Annotated in this window: 19 protein-coding genes; 6 read left to right on the forward strand and 13 right to left on the reverse strand. The window is 63.9% G+C overall.

The window, feature by feature from the left end:
* Nucleotides 1-172: 172 nt before the first annotated feature.
* The gene (locus tag KFF05_11880; GenBank protein UTW50649.1) at nucleotides 173-439 is read left to right on the forward strand and encodes a hypothetical protein; all 267 of its coding nucleotides are present in this window, start codon (nucleotides 173-175) and stop codon (nucleotides 437-439) included.
* Here the strand turns inward: KFF05_11880 and KFF05_11885 are convergent.
* A complete protein-coding gene (locus tag KFF05_11885) occupies nucleotides 429-611 on the reverse strand; it encodes a DUF1192 domain-containing protein (GenBank protein UTW53686.1) in 183 nt (60 codons plus the stop codon). The two genes, KFF05_11880 and KFF05_11885, sit on opposite strands and share 11 nt — an antisense overlap.
* A gap of 90 nt (nucleotides 612-701) precedes the next feature.
* Between KFF05_11885 and KFF05_11890 the strand changes: the two genes are divergently transcribed.
* Both KFF05_11890 and KFF05_11895 read left to right on the forward strand, forming a co-directional pair.
* Entirely contained in the window at nucleotides 702-1703 is a 1002-nt protein-coding gene (locus tag KFF05_11890; protein ID UTW50650.1) for an NAD(P)H-quinone oxidoreductase, read from the forward strand.
* 142 nt (nucleotides 1704-1845) lie between these two features.
* Entirely contained in the window at nucleotides 1846-2526 is a 681-nt protein-coding gene (locus KFF05_11895) for a DUF1013 domain-containing protein (GenBank protein ID UTW50651.1), read from the forward strand.
* A gap of 18 nt (nucleotides 2527-2544) precedes the next feature.
* Here the strand turns inward: KFF05_11895 and KFF05_11900 are convergent, their stop codons facing one another.
* From KFF05_11900 to KFF05_11910, 3 genes are read right to left on the reverse strand one after another with little or no spacing between them, the layout of a single operon-like run.
* On the reverse strand, nucleotides 2545-3330 hold the full coding sequence (locus tag KFF05_11900) for an enoyl-CoA hydratase/isomerase family protein (protein ID UTW50652.1): 786 nt from the start codon (nucleotides 3328-3330) through the stop codon (nucleotides 2545-2547).
* Nucleotides 3311-4243 (reverse strand): VOC family protein, encoded by a 933-nt coding sequence (locus KFF05_11905; GenBank protein UTW50653.1) that lies wholly within the window; start codon nucleotides 4241-4243, stop codon nucleotides 3311-3313. Before KFF05_11905 ends, KFF05_11900 begins: the two co-directional genes overlap by 20 nt.
* Nucleotides 4240-5451 (reverse strand): CoA transferase, encoded by a 1212-nt coding sequence (locus KFF05_11910; GenBank protein ID UTW50654.1) that lies wholly within the window; start codon nucleotides 5449-5451, stop codon nucleotides 4240-4242. The genes KFF05_11905 and KFF05_11910 overlap by 4 nt, the downstream gene beginning before the upstream one ends.
* 137 nt (nucleotides 5452-5588) lie before the next feature.
* Between KFF05_11910 and KFF05_11915 the strand changes: the two genes are divergently transcribed.
* On the forward strand, nucleotides 5589-6284 hold the full coding sequence (locus tag KFF05_11915) for a GntR family transcriptional regulator (protein UTW50655.1): 696 nt from the start codon (nucleotides 5589-5591) through the stop codon (nucleotides 6282-6284).
* A 12-nt stretch (nucleotides 6285-6296) separates the two neighbouring features.
* Here KFF05_11915 and KFF05_11920 read toward each other — a convergent pair whose 3' ends face one another.
* The 3 genes from KFF05_11920 to KFF05_11930 form a co-directional block, all read right to left on the reverse strand.
* The gene (locus KFF05_11920; GenBank protein UTW50656.1) at nucleotides 6297-7577 is read right to left on the reverse strand and encodes an aminotransferase class I/II-fold pyridoxal phosphate-dependent enzyme; all 1281 of its coding nucleotides are present in this window, start codon (nucleotides 7575-7577) and stop codon (nucleotides 6297-6299) included.
* 39 nt (nucleotides 7578-7616) lie between these two features.
* Entirely contained in the window at nucleotides 7617-9050 is a 1434-nt protein-coding gene (locus KFF05_11925) for an NAD-dependent succinate-semialdehyde dehydrogenase (GenBank protein ID UTW50657.1), read from the reverse strand.
* Between the two features lie 397 nt (nucleotides 9051-9447).
* Nucleotides 9448-11361 (reverse strand): propionyl-CoA synthetase, encoded by a 1914-nt coding sequence (locus KFF05_11930; protein ID UTW50658.1) that lies wholly within the window; start codon nucleotides 11359-11361, stop codon nucleotides 9448-9450.
* A 206-nt stretch (nucleotides 11362-11567) separates the two neighbouring features.
* Between KFF05_11930 and KFF05_11935 the strand changes: the two genes are divergently transcribed.
* The gene (locus KFF05_11935) at nucleotides 11568-13187 is read left to right on the forward strand and encodes an acyl-CoA synthetase (GenBank protein UTW53687.1); all 1620 of its coding nucleotides are present in this window, start codon (nucleotides 11568-11570) and stop codon (nucleotides 13185-13187) included.
* Nucleotides 13188-13501: 314 nt separating this feature from the next.
* Here the strand turns inward: KFF05_11935 and KFF05_11940 are convergent, their stop codons facing one another.
* The gene (locus KFF05_11940; protein UTW50659.1) at nucleotides 13502-13672 is read right to left on the reverse strand and encodes a YdcH family protein; all 171 of its coding nucleotides are present in this window, start codon (nucleotides 13670-13672) and stop codon (nucleotides 13502-13504) included.
* 224 nt (nucleotides 13673-13896) lie between these two features.
* A complete protein-coding gene (locus KFF05_11945) occupies nucleotides 13897-14976 on the reverse strand; it encodes an ATP-dependent 6-phosphofructokinase (protein ID UTW50660.1) in 1080 nt (359 codons plus the stop codon).
* 130 nt (nucleotides 14977-15106) lie between these two features.
* Between KFF05_11945 and KFF05_11950 the strand changes: the two genes are divergently transcribed.
* Entirely contained in the window at nucleotides 15107-15307 is a 201-nt protein-coding gene (locus tag KFF05_11950; GenBank protein UTW50661.1) for a DUF465 domain-containing protein, read from the forward strand.
* A gap of 1 nt (nucleotide 15308) precedes the next feature.
* Here the strand turns inward: KFF05_11950 and KFF05_11955 are convergent, their stop codons facing one another.
* From KFF05_11955 to KFF05_11970, 4 genes are all read right to left on the reverse strand, one after another.
* A complete protein-coding gene (locus tag KFF05_11955) occupies nucleotides 15309-15863 on the reverse strand; it encodes a glutathione peroxidase (GenBank protein UTW50662.1) in 555 nt (184 codons plus the stop codon).
* A 33-nt stretch (nucleotides 15864-15896) separates the two neighbouring features.
* On the reverse strand, nucleotides 15897-17507 hold the full coding sequence (locus KFF05_11960) for a SulP family inorganic anion transporter (protein UTW50663.1): 1611 nt from the start codon (nucleotides 17505-17507) through the stop codon (nucleotides 15897-15899).
* A gap of 36 nt (nucleotides 17508-17543) precedes the next feature.
* Nucleotides 17544-19490 carry a DEAD/DEAH box helicase gene (locus tag KFF05_11965; GenBank protein UTW50664.1) on the reverse strand — a complete coding sequence of 649 codons (1947 nt, stop codon included), beginning with the start codon at nucleotides 19488-19490 and terminating at the stop codon, nucleotides 17544-17546.
* Nucleotides 19491-19660: 170 nt separating this feature from the next.
* Nucleotides 19661-20374, reverse strand: coding sequence for a diguanylate cyclase (locus KFF05_11970; protein UTW50665.1), 714 nt, complete (start codon nucleotides 20372-20374; stop codon nucleotides 19661-19663).
* Nucleotides 20375-20506: the final 132 nt, after the last annotated feature.

The raw sequence follows: 20506 nt of genomic DNA on the forward strand, positions 1-20506 counted from the left end.
GAATTCGCGCCATCTATGCTGCCCCGACATAAAAATAACCGCCCTCGGGTTGGGAGGGCGGTCGCGAGTTTCAGGGAGGCATAGAAGTAAAAGGACACTTTCGCCTCGTGTCCTGCTTACAGGCTACCCTTGGGATGTTAAGTTTCCCCTAATCGAAAGCAGAGGATTTGCCATGTCGCCTGCCGCCGCCTGGGCCGTGATCGTGATCGGCTTCGTTCTGCCGCTGATTCACGTCGCCCTGTCAAAAGCCATTTCCCCGGCCAAACCGGCCGAGGACGGCGCCGCCTGCCCGTTCAGCCCGCGCATGGGTTGGCTGGTCATCGTGCTGTTCCTGGGGCCTGTCGGCTGGCTGATGTTCATGGCGTCTCGGCGCAAAAGGCGCGCGATGACGGCTGCCCGCGCGGCGGCGGCACCAGGGCCGCAGGAACCTATGACTTGAAAAAGCTGTCGGCGCTTTGGCGCGCGGCTTCCTTGGCCTTGATGGTCTCGCGCACACGCGTGATTTCAGTCTCCAGATCGCCGATATAGTCGTTCAGCGCCTCGATCGACATCACCTCGAGGTTCTTCAACTCCGGCTTTTTCTTCTGCGGTTCCAGGTCGTCCACGTCCATGGCCATGGTGTCATCCCCTCTTGCGCTGTGGGGCCTCAATCTACTAGGTGAAGGGGCCATTGGAAAACCCACTAGCGAACGGATTGCCTCATGTCCCTGCCCACGGAAATGACCTGCGTCGAAATCGCCGAGCCCGGCGGCCCGGAACAATTGCGCATCACGACCCGCCCCGTGCCGGTCCCTGCCAAGGGCGAGGTCCTGATCAAGATCGCGGCCGCCGGCGTCAATCGCCCCGACGTGGTGCAGCGCCTGGGCCATTACGCCCCACCCGAAGGCGTGACGGACATTCCGGGGCTGGAGGTTTCGGGCACCGTGGCCGCCTTGGGCGACGGTGTCGAAGGCTGGGCCGTGGGCGACGCCCTTTGTGCCCTGGTCGCGGGCGGCGGTTACGGCGAATACGTCACGGCCCCCACCGAACAATGCCTGCCGGTGCCGAAGGGCCTGTCCATGGTCGAGGCGGCGGCGCTGCCGGAAACCTTCTTCACCGTGTGGACCAATCTGTATGAACGCGGCGACTTGAAACCGGGCGAGGCCCTGATGATCCACGGCGGCACGTCGGGCATCGGCACCACGGCGATCCAGGTCGCGAACCGCCTGGGTGCGAAGGTCATCGCCACGGCAGGAAGCGGCGAAAAATGCCAGGCCTGCCTTGATCTCGGCGCCGAGCGCGCCGTCAACTACCGGGAAGAGGACTTCGTCGCGGCCGCCAAGGACTTCACCGGCGGCAAGGGCGTCGACGTGATCCTCGACATGGTCGGCGGCGATTACATCGAAAAGAACCTGAAATCCCTGAACCGGGACGGCCGCCTGGTCAATATCGCGTTCATGAAGGGGTCCAAGGCCGAAATCAATTTCATGCCGCTGATGCTGAAGCGTCTGACCATCACCGGATCGACCCTGCGGGCCCAGTCGGTCGCCCGAAAAGGCGTGATCGCAAAGGCCGTGCGCGAGAACGTCTGGCCCTTGATCGAGAAGGGTGAGGTCAAGCCTGTGATTTACAAGACTTTTTCCCTAAATCAGGCGCGCGAAGCCCATGAATTGATGGAATCCAACCAGCATATCGGGAAAATCGTGTTTCAGGTTGCGGAATAGACCCCAAAATCAATCTGATCCTTTGACCCGAGGCCCCTTGTGCCTATATAACGTCGCAAGTTCCGGTGCGTCCCCGTACGCGCGGGGGCGTGCTGGTCGATTAAGACAATCCCGAAATCCAACACCGAATGGGAAGGTAATTATGGCGCGTCCGTTGATGCCGAAGGCCACAGCCGTCTGGCTTGTGGAGAACACGGCCCTCACCTTCAGGCAGATCGCCGAATTCTGCGGCCTGCATGAACTGGAAGTTCAGGCCATCGCCGACGACGAAGTCGCCATCGGAATGCAGGGGCTCGACCCCGTGCAGGCCGGTGAACTGACCCAGGAGGAACTGGAGCGCTGCGAAGGCGACGCCACGGCCAGCCTGAAAGCCGCCAAGCCGTCCCTGCCTCTGCCGAAGAAAACCAAGGGTGCGCGTTACACCCCCGTGGCCAAGCGCCAGGACCGGCCCGACGCCATCGCCTGGCTGGTGAAGAACTATCCGGAAATGTCCGACGGCCAGATTTCCAAACTGATCGGCACGACTAAGCCGACCATCATGTCCGTGCGCGACCGTTCGCACTGGAACACCTCGAACATCAAGCCGCAGAACCCGGTGGGTCTGGGCTTGTGTACGGCCGACGATCTGGAAAAGGTCATTGCCGTTGCCCGTGCGCGGGCCGGTACCGTCCACGGCCCGGCCGCCCAGGCGTCCGGCGTCCAAGGCATGGAACCGGCGGCACCACCGGCCCCGGCCGAACCCGCCCCGGCACCCGAGCCCAGCGCGGAATCCGTCTGGCCGACCAAGGAAAGTGCACCGGCCACCGAGGGTGCCCAGGACTGATTCTGCACCGGCGTTCTGTCACCGTCCCTTGAAGACGGCGGCACGTTTTTCGGCAAAGGCCTGCTCGGCCTCGCGGTGATCCTCGGAAAACCACAAGTCTTCCAGAAGCGCCTCTCCGGCCGCCCGGCTCTCGCCGCGCGCGGCCGCGCGCAGTGCGCGTTTCGTCGCCGATACCGCCAGGGGCGCCGCTGGCATGCCGGCAAGAAAACCCACGGCATGATCCACAACGTCTTCGTCCGCAGCCACTGCGTCTACCAGGCCCTGATCCAGGGCTTCCACGGCGGACAACTGCTCGCAGCTCAACAACATCCGCATGGCGCGGGCGTATCCCACCACATGCATCAACCGTTCGGCACCGTTCCATCCGGGAATGATGCCGAGCCGCGCCTGCGGCAGCCCGATCTTCGCATCCCCGGCCATGAACCGCAGATCGCAAGCCAAGGCCATTTCCGCACCACCGCCCAGAGCATAGCCATTGATGGCCGCAATGACCGGCAGGGGATGAGCCTCGAACGCGTCGAGCAGGCCGCGAACGACGCCGAAAGTCTCGGCCAGTTCCTCGGGCGAGGAAATCGCGCGGTAGGCCTTCAAGTCGCCGCCGCTGCAGAAGAAACGATCACCGGCGCCGGTCACGACGATGCCGCGAAGGTCCGTCCTGCCGGCCGTGCCGTCCAGGGCATCACGCATGGCCTGCGCGGTGTCGCGGGAAATCGAATTCCCGGCCTGCTCACGGTCGATGGTGAGGATCAGGACGCCGGCGCGCTCCGCCGTGCGAACCAACGGCTTAATCACGCTGGACGACATGGAGCAGCAGTCCGCCAAGGCTTTTGGGATGGATGAACCCGATCAGCGCCCGCCGCGACCCCGGCCGCCCCACGGTATCAATCATGGTGCATCCGGCGTCACCAAGCGCGGCCAGCGTCGCGTTGATGTCCGGCGACTTCAGGGCGACATGATGCAGCCCCTGGCCACGAGTGTCGATGTACTTCGTAATCGCCCCCTGGTCCTGCCGGGTCGTGCCGGAAGCCCCGTGGGCGATCTCCGCCCCGTGGGACGGATCGAAATTCTGCAGGAACTCCAGTTCGCAATCACCGGCCGTCAGAAAGGCAACACGCAGGCCGCCGACGGGCCGGGGCGGGCGGCTGTGATAGACGACGCCGTATTTGTCCGAGGTGAAGCTTTCGACCGTCGTCACCACTTCCATGTCCGTCTGCTGGCTTTCAATGGGCAGGCCAAGCGTATCGGTGAAGACCGAGATGGCCTTTTGGTTGTCGGAACTGGCGACACCCAAATGATCGATGCGCTCGATCCGGGCAGATGCCGACCGGTCGATGGTCAGCGGATCGACCAGACAGGTCCGCACCCCGACGGTGGCGTCCGGGTCCAGTTCCACATGGCGCCCCCCGGCCAGACCCGGCCGGCCCGCGTCGCGCGCGGAAACCCCCGCCGCCGCCAACCGCGCGGTGGTTGCATCCACGTCATCGACGGACAGGCCGATGTGATGCACCCCCGTGCGGTCCGTTTCGTGCACGAAGGGGTCGCCCGGCTCGAACAGGGCCAGGGCCGCATCGCCGACGGCGAACACCGGCACCGCGTCCCCCCCGCCCCGGGCACAATCGGTCCGCGCCAGCCCGAGCGTGCCGCCCAGAACCTCGCAGGCCGCCGGCACATCGCGGGAGACCAAAGCGACGTAGGAAAGTTTGGGTGATGATGTCATGTCATCCTCGCTGTGCTGTTCTCGATTGATCCGTCATCAATGAGTTGTTGGATGCGGTCGGGAGAGATCCCCCAATCCGCAAGAACCGGTTCGCTGTGTTCGCCCAGGGCCGGCGGCGCGAAACGCACGGTTTTCGGCCCGACCTCCCCCCGGCGCAACGGGTTGGACAGCAGGTTCAGGTCCCCAATGACAGGATGGCTGATGGTTTCCACCATCCCTGCATGCGCCACCTGGGGGTCGTTGAACATCTGCCCCAGGTCGTAGACGGGCCCGGCGGGAATGCCGGCCTCCATCAGTTCATGGGACCATTCGATGGCGGTCTTGGACGCCAACTTCTCGTTCAACAGGTCACGCAAGCGGACCCTATTTCGGTCGCGCCCCGTATTGTCGGCAAAGTCGGGATCGTCCACCAATTCAGAAAGCCCCAAGGTGTCGCAGAGCTTTTTCCACTGGGTCTGGTTGGCGGCGGCGATGTTGACGAGTGCATCCGAGGCCTGAAAGGCGCCGTAAGGGTAGATCACCGGATGTTCGTTGCCCATGCGGCCGGGAATGTCCCCCAGGCTCAGGTATCGCTGGCCCTGGACGCAGAGCATGCCGACGACGGAGGCCAGCAGCGAGGTATCGACCTTTTGCCCCTGACCTGTCGCCGTGCGCTGGTGAATGGCGGCGGTGATGCCGGTCGACAGCCACATGCCCGACACAAGGTCGGCCAAGGGTACACCCAGGCGCGTCGGCGCGCCGTCGGGTTCGCCGGAAATACTCATCATGCCCGACATGCCCTGGGCGATCTGATCGAACCCGGGCCAAGTGCCGTAAGGCCCGTCGGAACCGAACCCCGTGATGGTGGCGTGGATCAAGCGCGGATTGGCGTCTTTCAGGCTGTCGTAATCCAACCCCAGCTTTTCGATGGTTCCCGGCTTGAAATTCTCGACCAGGACATCGGCCTCGCGGGCAAGGTCACGCAACACCGCCTGGCCGCCGTCACTGCGGAAATCCACGGCCAGGGATCGTTTGTTCCGGTTCACGGACAGGAAGAAACAGCCGATGCCGTGATCGAACGGCCCCCAGGCGCGGCACATGTCGCCCTCGCCCGTCGGCTCCGCCTTCAGCACGTCGGCCCCCAGATCCCCCAGGATCATCGTGCAGAACGGCCCGGACAGGGCCCGCGTCAGGTCGAGCACGCGGATTCCGTCCAAAGGTAGCGCCATTCCGTCCTCCCATGATTATTGCCGCCCGCGTCTTTCGCGACAGGCTGACCGGGAATCTAGTATTGTTAGACAATTAGTCAATTAGAAAATATATAATGCTTTCATAACCCTCGGCGGCGACCTATCAAGAGAACGACATGAGCAACACATCTGGCCCCACCGACTTTCCCCGCCCGGACCTGTTGCCGGAGCGGCTTGCCGAATGGATTTCAGGTGAAATCGTGGCCGGACGCTTTCCGCCCGGCGAACGTCTCGTGGAACATGCCCTGTCGAAACGCTGCAACGTCAGCCGGGTCCCGCTGCGCGAAGCCCTGCGCATCGTGGCGGCCCGGGGACTGCTGATACTGGAACCCCATCGGGGGGCCGTCATCACGCCCCTGTCGGAAAGCGAATTGCGCGAACTGTTCGACCTGCGCATGGCGATCGAGGGCTTTGCCGCCGCTTCGGCGGCAAGGCAGCAACCGGCGGCGGCATTCGCCGATCTGCGCAAGATGAACGCGGATCTGGACGAATTAATCCAGGCCAAGGATTACGAGAGCTATTACGCCCTGGCGGCGGAATTTCACGATGGCCTGGTCGCCGCGGCGCAAAACGGCCTATTGGTGGAAACCTACAACCGGGTAAAGATCCGTTTCCGGCGTTATCAGGCCGTGCTTGCCAACATCCCCCACCTGCCGCCCCGGTCCGTCGCCGAACACACACGGATACTGGCGGCCATGGAAGCCGGCGACGCGGACGGCGCCCGCACCCTGGTCGAGGCGCACATCCGGGATCTGGTCGACGCCTATGGCCAATCGGATGCAGGACGCCGGTTCTTCAATCAGGCGTCCTGACCGACCCGGCGGTTATTTTTGGGCTTCGGCCAGTTTGTTCAGGCAGGCCAGCTCGACACAGGCGCAGACCACTTCCATGGCCTGAACCACTTCCTCCAAAGGCGGCAGGGTCGGCGCCAGGCGGATGTTGCGGTCGTTGGGATCCTTGCCGTAGGGGAAGCACGACCCCGCAGGCGTCAGCTTGACCCCGGCCTCGCCGGCCAGGCGAATGACCTCCTTGGCGCAGCCGTCGAGCACGTCCAGGCTGACGAAATAGCCACCCTTGGGTCGGGTCCAGGTCGCGATGCCCTTGCCTACCAGATGCTTGCTCAGCGCATCCTCCACGGCCTTGAATTTGGGCGCGCAGAGTTTCGCATGGCCGTCCATATGGGCCAGGATGCCGTCCATGTCCTTGAAGAACTTGACCTGACGCAACTGGGTGATCTTGTCCGGGCCGATGGTCTCGAAGAACAGATGGTCGAGGGCGTCCTTAACGTTGGCCTTGGAGCCCGCGAACACGGCGATACCCGCCCCCGCGTATGTGATCTTGGAGGTCGAGCCGAAGATGAACGGCCGGTCCGGGCAGCCCGCTTTTTCACAAGCCGTCAGGATGTCGGCGACCGTGTCCAGGCCCTGGCCCAGATGGTGCACTGCATAGGCATTGTCCCACAGGATACGGAAATCGGGCGCCGCCGCTTTCATCTTGGCCAGGCGCTCGACGACGGCGTCCGAATAGGTCGCCCCCGTCGGGTTGGAATACTTGGGCACGCACCAGATCGCCTTGACCTTGGGATCCTTGACCAATTTTTCGACCGCGTCCATATCCGGCCCGTCGTCCTTCATGTCGACGGAGACCATGTCCAGGCCCAGTTCCTCGCAGATCGCGAAATGCCGGTCGTAGCCTGGCACGGGGCAGATCACGGTCGCCCCTTCGTCCCGCCACGGCCCCTTCCCGCCGACAACGCCGAAGGTCATGGCCCGGGCGAGGACGCCGTACATCATCTGCAGGGACGAATTGCCGCCGATCACGACCTGATCCGCAGGCACGCCCAGGTAGTCACCGAACAGCTTGCGACAGGCAGGGGTGCCAGCAAGGCCCCCGTAATTGCGCAGGTCCGTGCCATCGTCGTCGCGCACGTCCTCCGCCGTCACGTTGGTCAGAAGCGCATCGGACAAATCCAACTGCGCCGCCGACGGCTTGCCGCGGGTCATGTCCAGGGCCAGATTACGGCCCCGGATATCGTCGTAGTGCCCCTTGGCCCGATCATGGGATTGGGCAAGGACGTCACCGCCCGCCTGTGTCAGGTCCGTCATGGGTCTCTCCGTGCTCCGTCGCAAGGGGTCCAGGCGGGCCTATAGGCTCGCCTGGGTCACGAACTTCGGGTTCAGATAGGCTTCGATGGCTTCCGTGCCGCCCTCGGACCCATAGCCCGAATCCTTGACGCCGCCGAACGGCGTTTCCGGCAGAGCGATGCCGTGGTGGTTGATGGAAATCATGCCGCTTTCCACACTGGTCGCCAAATCCTGCGCCGTCTTGGCCGATCCCGTATAGGCATAGGCCGCCAGGCCGAAGGGCAGCCGGTTGGCCTCGGCGACCACGTCGTCGAAACCCTTGAACGGAGCGATCACGGCGACCGGGCCGAAGGGTTCCTCGGTCATGATGCGGGCATCCAGGGGCACGTCGGTCAGCACCGTGGGCTCGAAGAAGTTGCCCTTATTGCCGATGCGCTTGCCGCCGGTCTTCAGGCTCGCCCCCTTCTGCACGGCGTCGCCGATGAATTCTTCCATGGCGGTGATGCGCCGGGGGTTGGCCATCGGGCCCATCTGGCTGTCGGCGGACATGCCGTCACCGACCTTGATGGACTTCATGCCGTCGGTGAACTTGCTGACAAACTGATCGTAAACGCCTTCCTGGATCAGGAAGCGGGTCGGCGACACGCAGACCTGCCCGGCGTTGCGCTGCTTGTTGGCACGCAGGATCTTCACCGCCAGGTCGACGTCGGCATCGTCGAACACGATGGACGGCGCATGCCCACCCAGTTCCATGGTCGCGCGCTTCATATGCGTGCCGGCCAGGGCCGCCAGATGCTTGCCGACCACGGTCGAGCCGGTGAAGGAGATCTTGCGGATCACCGGATGCGGGATCAGGTATTCGGAAATCTCGGCCGGAACGCCGTAGACCAGATTGATGGCCCCGGCAGGCACACCCGCATCGGCGAAGCAGCGGACCAATTCCGCCGGCGACGACGGGGTTTCCTCGGCCGCCTTGACGATGATGGAGCAGCCGGCCGCCAGCGCGCAGGCGATCTTGCGCACGGCCTGGTTGATCGGGAAGTTCCAGGGCGTGAAGGCGGCGACGGGGCCCACGGGCTCCTTGATCACCATCTGATAGACGTTGCCGGCGCGGGCCGGAATGATGCGGCCGTAGGTGCGGCGCGCTTCCTCGGCGTTCCAGTCGGTGACGTCGGCGGCGACCAGGATCTCGCCCTTGGCTTCGGGCAGGGTCTTGCCCTGTTCCAGGGTCATCAGGGGGGCGATTTTGTCGGCCCGTTCCCGCAAAAGGTCCGCCGCCTTGCGCAGCACCTTGGCACGATCAAAGGCCGAGACCTGACGCCAGGCCTTGAAGCCTTTGTCCGCCGCCTCAAGGGCGCGGTCCAGATCCGCCTGTTCCGCATGGGCAACGGTGCCGATGACTTCGCCCGTGGCCGGGTTTTCAATCGGCATCGTGCGGCCCGCGGCCGCCTTGGTCCATTCGCCGTCGATGAACAGCAAGACATCATTATACATGGTCGGATTCCTCGAAATTTTGATTAGGGAAGCGGGCGCAGCGCACCCTTAAGCGGCCGAGCGCCGCCCGTTGCCCGCACCATGCCCGATCCGGCGTCTGGTCTCAATGGGCCAGAAAGGAAAAACAGCTAGGTCCTGGGCTTATAAATGGCGATTGACTTTGATCGGCAAGGAGCCTGTTTCGTTAGGAAAGGGGCCGAAAGCGGGGTCATGCCCCGGTAAGGCCGCTTGACGCGGCGAAACAGGCTCCTTGCCGACCCCTCCGGGGCGCGGCTCTTTTTGTCGCTGAACTGCGTTATGTCGTCGGTCACGATGCTTCGGCATCGCTCCCTCCTAACGCCTTGTCAGCGAACAAAAATAGCCGCGTCACAGCAAACGCCATTTATAAGCCCAGGACCTAATCCTTGCGGGACGTGCCGTAACCGATGCCTTCAAGGGCCCCGGTGATTTCGTCCAGGATCGCCGGGTCGTCGATGGTCGCCGGCATCTTCCATTGTTCGTTGTCGGCGATCTTCTGCATGGTGCCGCGCAGGATCTTGCCCGACCGGGTCTTGGGCAGACGCGGCACCACCGTCGCCTGCTTGAAGGCGGCCACGGGGCCGATTTTCTGGCGGACAAGCTGCACCACCTCGTTGACGACCTCGGCGGCATCCTTGGTCACCCCGGCCTTGAGCACAAGAAAGCCCACGGGCAGTTGCCCCTTCAATTGGTCGGCAACGCCGATCACGGCGCATTCGGCGACGTCCGGATGGGCGGCCAGGACTTCCTCCATCCCGCCCGTGGACAGACGGTGCCCGGCCACGTTGATGATGTCGTCCGTGCGCGCCATGATCGAGATATAGCCGTCCTCGTCGAACACGCCGGCATCGGCGGTTTTGTAATAGCCCGGATATTCGTTGAGGTAAGCTTCGCGGAACCGCTTGTCCGCGTTCCACAGGGTCGGCAGGCTGGACGGCGGCATGGGCAGCTTGACGCAGATCGCGCCGATTTCCCCCGGCTTCACCGGCTCGTGGGTTTCCTCGTTCAGGACCTGGACGTTCCAGCCCGGACACGGCTTGGTCGGGGAGCCCGCCTTAACCGGAAAGCGATGCAGCCCCATGCAGTTGGAGGCGATGGCCCAGCCCGTTTCCGTCTGCCACCAATGGTCGATAACCGGCACGCCCAGGGTCTTCTCGGCCCATTCCAGGGTCGGCGGGTCCGTCCGCTCGCCAGCCAGAAACAGCATCTTGAACGAGGACATGTCGTATTTCTTCAGGAAGTCCCCATTGGGATCTTCCTTCTTGATGGCGCGGAAAGCCGTGGGGGCGGTGAACAGGATCTTCACCTTGTGGTCGGCGATGACCCGCCAGAAGGCTCCGGCATCGGGCGTGCCCACGGGCTTGCCTTCGTAGAAGATCGTCGTGCAGCCCTGCAGCAGCGGTGCGTAGACGATATAGGAATGGCCGACCACCCAGCCCACGTCGGACGCCGCCCAGTAGACGTCGCCGGGGTCCGCGTCATAGACGTTCTTCATGGACCATTTCAGCGCCACCGCATGGCCGCCGTTGTCCCGCACCACGCCCTTGGGCTCGCCCGTGGTGCCCGAGGTATAGAGGATATAGAGCGGGTCCGTCGCCGCCACGGGAACGCAATCGTGCGGGGCCGCCTTGGCGGCTTCCGCGGCCCAATCCAAATAGCCGTATGAGGCCAGGTCCACCTCGCATTCCGGGCGCGACAGAATGATCACCGTGTCCGGCTTGTGCTTGGCCAAGTCGATGGCCCCCTGCAGCAGCGGCATGTATTCAAGCACCCGGTTGACCTCGATCCCGCAGGTCGCGCTGACGATGGCCTTGGGCGCCGCATCGTCGATGCGCACGGCCAGCTCGTTCGAAGCAAACCCGCCGAACACCACGGAATGAATGGCCCCCAGGCGCGCGCAGGCCAGCATGGCGATGGCCGCTTCCGGGACCATGGGCATGTAGATGATGACCCGGTCGCCCTTGCCGACACCCTGGGCCGCCAGCACGCCCGCGAATTTGGCGACTTCGTCACGCAACTGCAGATAGCTGTACTTGCGCTGTGTGCCGCCGGTCACGGGGCTGTCGTAGATCAGGGCCGTGCGGGCACCATTGCCCTCGTCGACATGACGATCCAGGCAGTTGTAGCAAGTGTTCAACTCACCGCCCGTGAACCAGCGATAGATGGGCGCGCCGCTGTCATCCAGCACCTTGTCCCACTTCTTGGTCCATACCAGGGCCTCCGCCGCCTCGCCCCAGAAACCGTCGGGATCATCGAGAGAACGCGCATATGCGGCGTCATAGGCATTGGTCATCGGTGGAGCCTCCCTTTACGTCAGCGCTATGGCCGTTATGCCGCCCTGTCCCCGGTTTCGAGGCCGCGGCGTTTATCTGGGCAGTGTGGGCCAAAACAGCATTTTTTGCCAAGGTGCTTTGTGGCACATTGACCCTCAGGTCCGCAGTCAACGAACGGGCCCGAATGTAACGGATTTAACCGGAGGCCGACTTGAGCGAAGTCAATATGTACGAACGGGCGCTGGACGCCGTTCGCGCCAATTACACCCCCCTGTCGCCCAATACGTTCCTGAAACGGGCGGCCCGTGTCTATCCCGACCATCCCTCGGTGGTGCACGGGGCCAAGCGCTTTACCTGGGGCGAGACCTATACGCGGGTGAAAAAGCTCGCCTCCGCGTTATCCAAGCGGGGCATCGGCCATCTGGATACGGTCGCCATCATGGGCGCCAACACGCCCGAGATGTATGAGGCGACCTTCGCCGTACCCATGGCGGGGGCGGTCATCAATACGCTCAACGTGCGTCTGGACGCCGAAGCCATCGCCTTCTGCCTCAACCATGGCGAGGCCAAGTTGCTGCTGACCGACACGGAATTCGCGCCGACGGTGAAGGCGGCGCGGGCCCTGATCGGCCGCGACATTCCGGTCATCGACATCGTCGACAGCGAAGCCGGCCACGACCACGAAACCCTGGGCGAAACCGATTACGAAAGCTTCCTGGCGGGGGGCGACGAAGATTTCCCCTGGGAACTGCCCAAGGACGAATGGCAGGCGATCTCGCTCAACTACACCTCGGGCACCACGGGCGACCCCAAGGGCGTGGTCTACCACCACCGCGGCGCCTATCTGAACGCGGTGTCCAACGCCGTCGGCTGGAACATGGCGCATCATCCGGTCTATCTCTGGACCCTGCCCATGTTTCACTGCAACGGCTGGTGCTTTCCCTGGACCATCGCGGCGTTGGCCGGCACCAACATCTGCCTGCGCCGGGTCACCGGCGCCAACATCTACGACGCCATCGCCACGCACAAGGTCACCCATATGTGCGGTGCGCCCATCGTCATGAGCTTCCTGGTCAACGCCACGCCGGACGAGAAAAAGCCCTTCGACCACAAGGTCAAGTTCATGGCCGCCGCCGCCCCGCCGCCGGCCGCGACCCTGGAGGCCATGCAACGCGAAGGCATCGAGGTCACCCATGCCTACGGCCTGACGGAAACCTACGGCCCCGCCGTGATGTGCGCCTGGCATCCGGAATGGGATGCGCTTCCGATCGAGGAACAGGCCCAGAAGAAATCCCGCCAGGGCGTGCCCTATCACGCGCTCAACGACCTGCAGATCATCGACCCGGACACCATGCAGCCCGTGCCCGCCGACGGCGAGACCATGGGTGAGGCCATGTTCCAGGGCAACATCGTCATGAAGGGCTACCTGAAGAATCCGGAGACTTCGGAAAAGTCCCTGGCCGGCGGCTGGTTCCATTCCGGCGACCTGGGCGTCATGCATCCCGACGGTTATATCCAGCTTAAGGATCGGTCCAAGGACATCATCATTTCCGGCGGCGAAAACATCTCGTCCATCGAGGTCGAGGGCGTGCTCTACAAACACCCCGCCGTGATGACCGCCGCCGTGGTCGCCAAGCCCGACGACAAATGGGGCGAAACCCCCTGCGCCTTCGTGGAACTGAAGGCGGGCGTGCCGGCGCCGACGGCAGAAGACATCATCCAATTCTGCCGCGACAACCTGGCCCACTACAAATGCCCGAAGACCGTCGTGTTCGGCGACCTGCCGAAGACCAGCACGGGCAAGATCCAAAAGTTCAAGCTAAGGGAAGCGGCGGCGGAGGCCTGAGCGTCATTCCCGCGCAGGCGGGAATCCATATCCGCGATGAAGGCTGGACCCCCACCTTCGCGGGGGTGACGTATGGGGGCGGGTCGCGTCAACCGCATCAAAGGTCGCACTGCGCCGACCATATCAAGGGGGCGGCGCCGTGCCGACCGCGCCAACCCACGGCGCCGCGTTCCGCCCATACAGTTCATACAAAAACGCGGCAGCTCTCCCAAGCTGCCGCGTCTTTTGTTCCCCGAAATTTTGAAACGCTTCGCAGCGGGGCATTGCCGCCGGCTTAACCCCGGCAGCCGTCCGCGCGCAAACGCCGCCATCCCTTAGTGCCGGGTGGCGATCCCTTCCATTTCGTCTTTGATCCTGAGTTTTTCTTTCTTGAGGGCGTGTATTTCAATGTCGTCGGGGAGAGGTCTTGAGCTTTCCTGGTTGATCAGGTCTTCCAGTGTTGAATGACGTACCTTTAAGGCTTCCAACCGTTGTTCAAGACTCATATTGACGAACTCCTTCCTCAATGGGGGGGCCGTCAGACCGTCGACGGCCCGTATCAAGCACGTTTGTCACGACAGTGTCATGGTAGCCGAAATTGGAACAAAAATAAACCTATCACCCCGAAAACGACAGATTATGTCGCGGCCATAACCCCCTGAATCCAGGGCCGTTCATCCTGTTCGGTGGATTTTCCTAGGGAAAATTCCGGCCTTTTCCCGCGTCGGGGTCAGCGATCACCGAGGCAGATGCCGAGACCACGCGCCGTGCGTGCCTGAGAGCCCCCGAGATCGACGCAGCGCGGCCCGTCGGCCAAGTCCTTGAGCGCCGTGTCGATGGTATCCCCGCCCCGCCAGCCGACCATGCGCCCCGTTTTCCCCGCCGCCGCCAGATCCACGGCATGAACCCCGAAGGCCGAAGCCAGAAGCCGATCGATGCTGGTCGGCATGCCGCCGCGCTGCACATGGCCCAACACCGTGACCCGAACATCGGCCCCCGTGGTCTTGGCGATCTCCGCGCCCACGACCTGCCCGGCGCCGCCGTAATGCGCCGTGCCGCCGGGGTCGGGGCGGGTTTCGATATGGCCGCCGATGGGTTTCGCCGCCTCGGCGCAGATGACCAGCGCGTGATTGCGGCCTTCCTGGGCGACGGACGCCAGCTTGGCGGTGATGGCCGCCGCGTCATAGGGAATCTCCGGGATCAGAATCACGTCGGCGCCGCCGGCGATGCCGGCCGCCAGCGCGATATGCCCCGCGTTGCGGCCCATGACCTCCAACACCATGACCCGCTGGTGGCTGGCCGCCGTGGGCTGCAGACGGTCCAGCGCCTCCACCGCCGTCGCCACGGCGGTGTGGTAGCCGATGCACATCTCCGTGCCCGGAACGTCGTTGTCGATGGTTTTGGGAATGCCGACGAAGGGAAGGTTTCCCTGGTCGGCCAAGCGCTTGAGAATGCGCATGGAGCCGTCGCCGCCGATCCCGATCAATGCGTCCAGGTCAAGCTGGCGGATGCCGTCGAGAACCTCGGCCGAACGGTCGGAGACCCCGCCCTTGCCGTCCGGGAAGGTGAAGGGATTGCCCTTGTTGACGGTGCCCAGCATGGTGCCGCCCTGGCGCAGGATGTCGCCGGTGAAGACGGCAAGATCAAGCGGCCGCGCCTTCACGGGCCGCTCCATCAATCCCCGCGTGCCCTGGAGGATGCCCACGACGTCGGCCCCGTATCCGGTCACCGCGCGCTTCACGACGGCGCGGATGGCGGCGTTCAATCCGGCGCAGTCACCGCCACTGGTCAGCAGCCCCAGGCGTTTCATGGTGTCGGCCCTCTTGGATTCCGATTGAGTGGCGTCTATAGGATCGATAACCATTCTGCTATCATGAAAGACAAGCAGACGGAAACAACCGTCGCCGCGGGTTTGGCGGCCATTTTCCCCACGGAGCACCATGGACGAGCAGGACGCGTTACGCCGCAGGCTAGAGGAATTGAAGGTCGAACACCGCGACCTGGACGAGGCCATCAGCCACCTCGCCGATTCTCCGCCTTTCGACCAGATCAAGCTGCAGCGCCTGAAAAAGCGCAAGCTGATCCTGAAGGACGAGATCGCGGCGCTTGAGGATCAGCTGCTGCCCGACATCATCGCCTAGGTTATTTGCTCAGGACGGCCTCGACCGCCTTCAGCACCCGGGGTGCGGTCGGCGAGGTCGGCGTGGAAAACCAGTCGACCAGCCGCCCGTCGGGGGCGATCAGGTATTTGTGGAAGTTCCAGCGCGGCTTGGCCAGCGCCCCCAGCTCCTTGCCCGCCCAAACGTAGAACGGGTGGGCCCCCTCGCCCGTGACCGCGACCTTTTCCGTGAGCGGGAAGTCGACGCTGAAATTGACCTCGCAGAATTCCTTGATCTCGGCCGCCGTGCCCGGTTCCTGCCCGCCGAAATCATTGGACGGCACGCCCAGCAGAACGAAGCCCTTGTCGCGGTAGCGGGTCCATAGGTCCTGCAGGGCCGTGTACTGGGGCGTGAAGCCGCACCGTGAGGCCGTGTTGACCACCAGCACCGCCTTGCCCGCGAAGGACTTCAGCGGCAACGGCGCGCCGTCGATGGCAGTGAAAGCGAAATCATGGGCGGTGGTCTTGGGGGCGTCAGCGGCCATGGCGGCTCCTGGAATCAACAGGGCAAGCAGGGACAGGATGCGGATTGCGACCATAACGGCCCCCCGGCAGCATCGGAACAGCAAAGGTTAGTGGGCACCACCCAGACTACCGGTTTTCACGAAATAGTCGACGGCGATGCCGTAGTTGGGGTCGTCGTCGGAATCCAACATCAATTGACCGGCACGGCTGAGCAACTGATGGCAATCCCTGGATAAATGGCGCAATTGCAGGGTCTTGCCCTGGGCATTGTATTTCACGGCCAGGGCCTCGATGGCCTGCAGGGCCGAATGATCGACAACCCGGCTGTTCATGAAATCGATGATGACCAGGCCCGGGTCGGACTCCGGCTTGAACAGTTCGTCGAACCCATCGGTCGACCCAAAGAACAGCGGCCCTTCGATCTGATAGACCTTGCCGCCCTCGGGCGTCTCGTAGGTCTTGGCATGGATGCGCTTCGCGTTGTTCCAGGCATAGGCCAGGGCCGAAACAATGACCCCGACGACCACGGCGACGGCCAAATCGGTGAGCACGGTGACGACTGTGACCAGCCCCATGACCAGGGCATCGGTCAGGGGAATGCGGCGCACGATCAGGAAGCTCTGCCAGGCGAAGGTGCCGATGACGACCATGAACATGACGCCGACCAGGGCCGCCAGGGGAATCTGTTCGATCAGGCTGGAGGCGATCAGGATGAAGGCCAGCAGAAACAGCGCTGCCGAAATCCCCGACAGCCGCGTACGCCCGCCCGATTGCACGTTGATCATGGACTGGCCGATCATGGCGCAGCCGCCCATGCCGCCGAACAGGCCCGTGACCGTGTTGGCCACGCCCTGGGCGACGCATTCCTGGGAAGCCCCGCCCCGCTTGCCGGTGATCTCGCCGACCAGGTTCAGGGTCAACAGGCTTTCGATCAGGCCGATGGCGGCCAGGATGACCGCATAGGGGATGATGACCTTCAAGGTCTCCAAGGTCAGCGGCACCATGGGGATATGAAAATCAGGCAGCCCGCCCTTGATCGTCGCCAGATCGCCGACCCGGGGCACGTCGAGGCCGAAGCCGATGACGATGGCGGCGACCACTGCGATCCCCGCAAGGGGGGCCGGAACGACGGAAGTGATCTTCGGCATCACCCAGATGATCGCCATGGTCAGACCGACCAGCCCCAGCATGACGGCAAGCGGCCAGCCGGTCATCCAGACCTTGGCGCCGTCGGCGTCCGTGACCTGGAATTGCGTCAACTGAGCCAGGAAGATGACGATCGCCAAGCCGTTGACGAACCCCATCATCACAGGGTGCGGCACCAGGCGAATGAACTTGCCCAGGCGCAGTAGCCCGGCCGCGATCTGAAGCAGGCCCATCAGCACGACCGTGGCGAACAGATATTCAACGCCGTGGCTGGCGACCAGGGCCACCATGACCACGGCCAAGGCCCCGGTGGCACCGGAAATCATGCCCGGCCGGCCGCCGATGAGCGCCGTGATCAGGCCCACCAGGAAGGCGGCATACAGCCCGACCAGGGGATGCACCCCGGCGACGAAGGCAAAGGCCACGGCTTCCGGCACCAGGGCCAGGGACACGGTCAGACCCGACAGCAGTTCCGTCTTGATGCGGCCGAAAAGTTGGGCCGGCGATCCATCGCCTTTCCAATCGGCAAAAGAAAAGCAGCCCGCAAGAGCGGTGAGTAAACGTAGAGACAAAATGATTGATTTCGATGTTAGAGAATAAACGGTGGCCTAGTCGGCGTGCTTTTTCGGCTTCTTGCGCTTTAACGGCGCATCACCGGTCGACTTGGGGCCGCCGGAGGCTTGGCCCCGATGGGGCTTCTTTACCTTGTACGACGTCTTCCCCTTGGTCTTCTTACCGGCCCCGTCCCAGGGCTTGTCACCCCGGGGCTTTTGCGGACGGTCGGCGGGCGGCGGGCGGTCGTCGTTCATGGCGTCAGCCCGGGCGTCATCGCGACGCGAGAACTTTTTCTTCTTGGGCGCGTCGCCGCGGGCGGCCGCCTGCGGGTTCCAAGCCGGCTTGTCGCCCTGGTAGGTCTTGCCGCGCTGTTCACGCCCCCCGTCGGCCGGCATATCCGGCAGGCCGTCGACCCGCGCAACACGGATGGTCTTTTCCATGGTCATGTCGGAACCCAGTTCCTCGACGAAGCGCTCGGCGCTATCGGCGCTCAGCTCGACAAAGGTTTCCGTGTTGAAGATGCGGATGGCGCCGATCTCGCGCTTGGTCATATGGCCGGCGCGGCACAGCATGGGCAGCAGCCAACGCGGTTCGGCATTCTGCTTATGGCCGACGGAAAGGGAGAACCACACCCCGCCCTTGAAGGCGTCGCGGCGGCTTTCCTTGCGCTCTGCCCGGTCGGACGGGCCCGTATCCAGCAGTTCCTCCGGCGCCGACATGCCGGCCATCTGCTGGCGCAGGAAGGCGCCGGCGATCTGCTCGGCGCTATAGCGGCTGAGAAGTTCGGTCGCGAAGGCCTGTTCCTCGTCGTTCAGGGGCTCACTCAGGACCGGGTCCGTCAGAATACGTTCCCGGTCGCGGGCAAGGATTTCATCGGCCGACGGCGCCTTGGCCCAGGTCGCTTCGACATTTGCGCTGTCCAGCAGGCGTTCCGTGCGGTAACGCAGATTGTGCGGCACGATCAGGGCACAGACACCCTTGCGCCCGGCCCGGCCCGTGCGGCCGCTTCGGTGCAGTAGGGTTTCCCGGGTTTTCGGGATGTCGGCATGGATCACCAGTTCCAGATCGGGCAGGTCGATGCCGCGCGCCGCCACGTCGGTGGCGATGCAGACTTTGGCCCGGCCGTCGCGCATGGCCTGGAGCGCGTGGGTGCGTTCGTTCTGGCTTAACTCGCCCGACAAGGCGACAACGGCGAAGCCCCGGTTGGCGAAGCGGCTGGTCATGTGGTTGACCGTGGCGCGGGTGGCGCAGAACACCAACGCACTTTTGGCGTCGTAATAGCGCAGCAGGTTGATGATGGCGTTTTCCCGATCGTTGGGGGCCACGGCCAGGGCGCGGTATTCGATGTCCAGGTGCTGTTTCTGCTCCTCCGTCGTCGCGACCCGCACGGCGTTCCGCTGATAACGCTTTGCCAGGGTCGCGATGCTGCGCGGCACGGTGGCGGAAAACATCAGGGTGCGGCGGTCCGCGGGGGCCGAGTCGAGGATGAATTCAAGATCTTCGCGGAAGCCCAGGTCGAGCATCTCGTCGGCCTCGTCCAGCACCACGGCACGCAGGCTGGAAACATTGAGCGATCCGCGTTCGATATGATCGCGCAGACGCCCCGGCGTGCCGACGACGATATGCGCCCCCTTGTTGAGGGCCCGGCGTTCGCCGCCCATGTCCATGCCGCCGATGCAGGAGGCCGAGACCGCGCCCGTCATCTCATAAAGCCAATCGAGTTCACGTTTGACCTGAAGCGCCAATTCCCGCGTCGGCGCCACGACCAGGGCCAACGGTTCCCGCGCGCGTTCGAAACGCTCGGCCCCCGCCAACAGGGTCGGCGCCAGCGCCAGACCAAACGCCACGGTCTTGCCCGACCCGGTCTGGGCCGAAACCAGAACATCCGAATCCTTCAGTTCGGGTGCGAGGATCGCGGTCTGCACAGGGGTCAGGACGGTATAGCCGCGTTTGCTCAACGCCTGGCCAAGCGCCATCGCGACGCCGTCGAATTCTGTCATGTCACATCTTTCGGAATGCGGGTTTCGTGCGCCCGGAAGCGGTTTACCACCCTCGGCGCACGCGCGCCGCCGCACAATGCGCGGCGATACATGCGTGTTGGCCCGTGTTGTAGTTAACGTGGAGGGGCCTGTAAAGCCTGGACCTTCGCTCTAGAGCAGGTTCCGGCACCTTAGCGCAGGTTGCGGTCGGCGGCGGTGATGGCCGCTTCGGCGGTCATGCCCGGCTCCAGCATGGCAACGCCCGTGCGCGCCTCAAGGAAGAGACCCTGGGTCGTATGCGTCGCGCGCAGCGCCGCTTCAATCTCACCGGCCTTGCGCCGCGCCCCTTCGAGCCCGTCTTCCAGCACGACCATGGCAAAATCGTTACCGCCCAGGCTGCCCATGACCATCGCCTGATGACTGTCCGATCCCAGCACGTCGCAGGTCAGGCATAGGGCCTGATCCAGCACCGCGATGCCGTGGGCCCGGCGGATATCGTCACCGTTGGCGAGATGAATCAGGATCAGCGCCGGCCGTGCCTCAATATGCCCCAGTCGGTGGATCAGCTTTTCCATCTCGGCCATGACGCCCCGCCGGTTCAGGGCCGGTACCACCGGATGGCGGAACGCGTTCTCGCGCGCGACGGCCAGTTCCTCCTGAGCATGGACAAGCTGGCGGCGCAGGGGTTCGATCTCGGACGCCATGCGTTCGATGGCATGCTGAGCCTCCGGTGACAGGCCTTCCATCGACAGAAGACCCGACACGTTGATGGCCGGTTCCGAATGGCCGTTCTTGCCCTGCTCTTCGTGGTGTTCTTCTTTCTTGCCACCGCCCGGGCCGGCGCCGCCGCCGTGCCCTCCGCCAGGTCCTACCGGCTGGACGGGGGCGGCTTGGTTCACATCCATGGCCGAGTCTCCCTTCCAGGTCGCCGTTCGCGGCGAACAAACGGACTGCTGTCACATTAGATTGACTTAATATTGTTAATAAAGCCTTACGTTTCAAGGATATTTGAACCCTTGCGGTGACGGCGGCGGGCC

The organism is bacterium SCSIO 12827 (assembly GCA_024397995.1).
In the GTDB taxonomy this organism is placed as follows: domain Bacteria; phylum Pseudomonadota; class Alphaproteobacteria; order Rhodospirillales; family Casp-alpha2; genus UBA1479.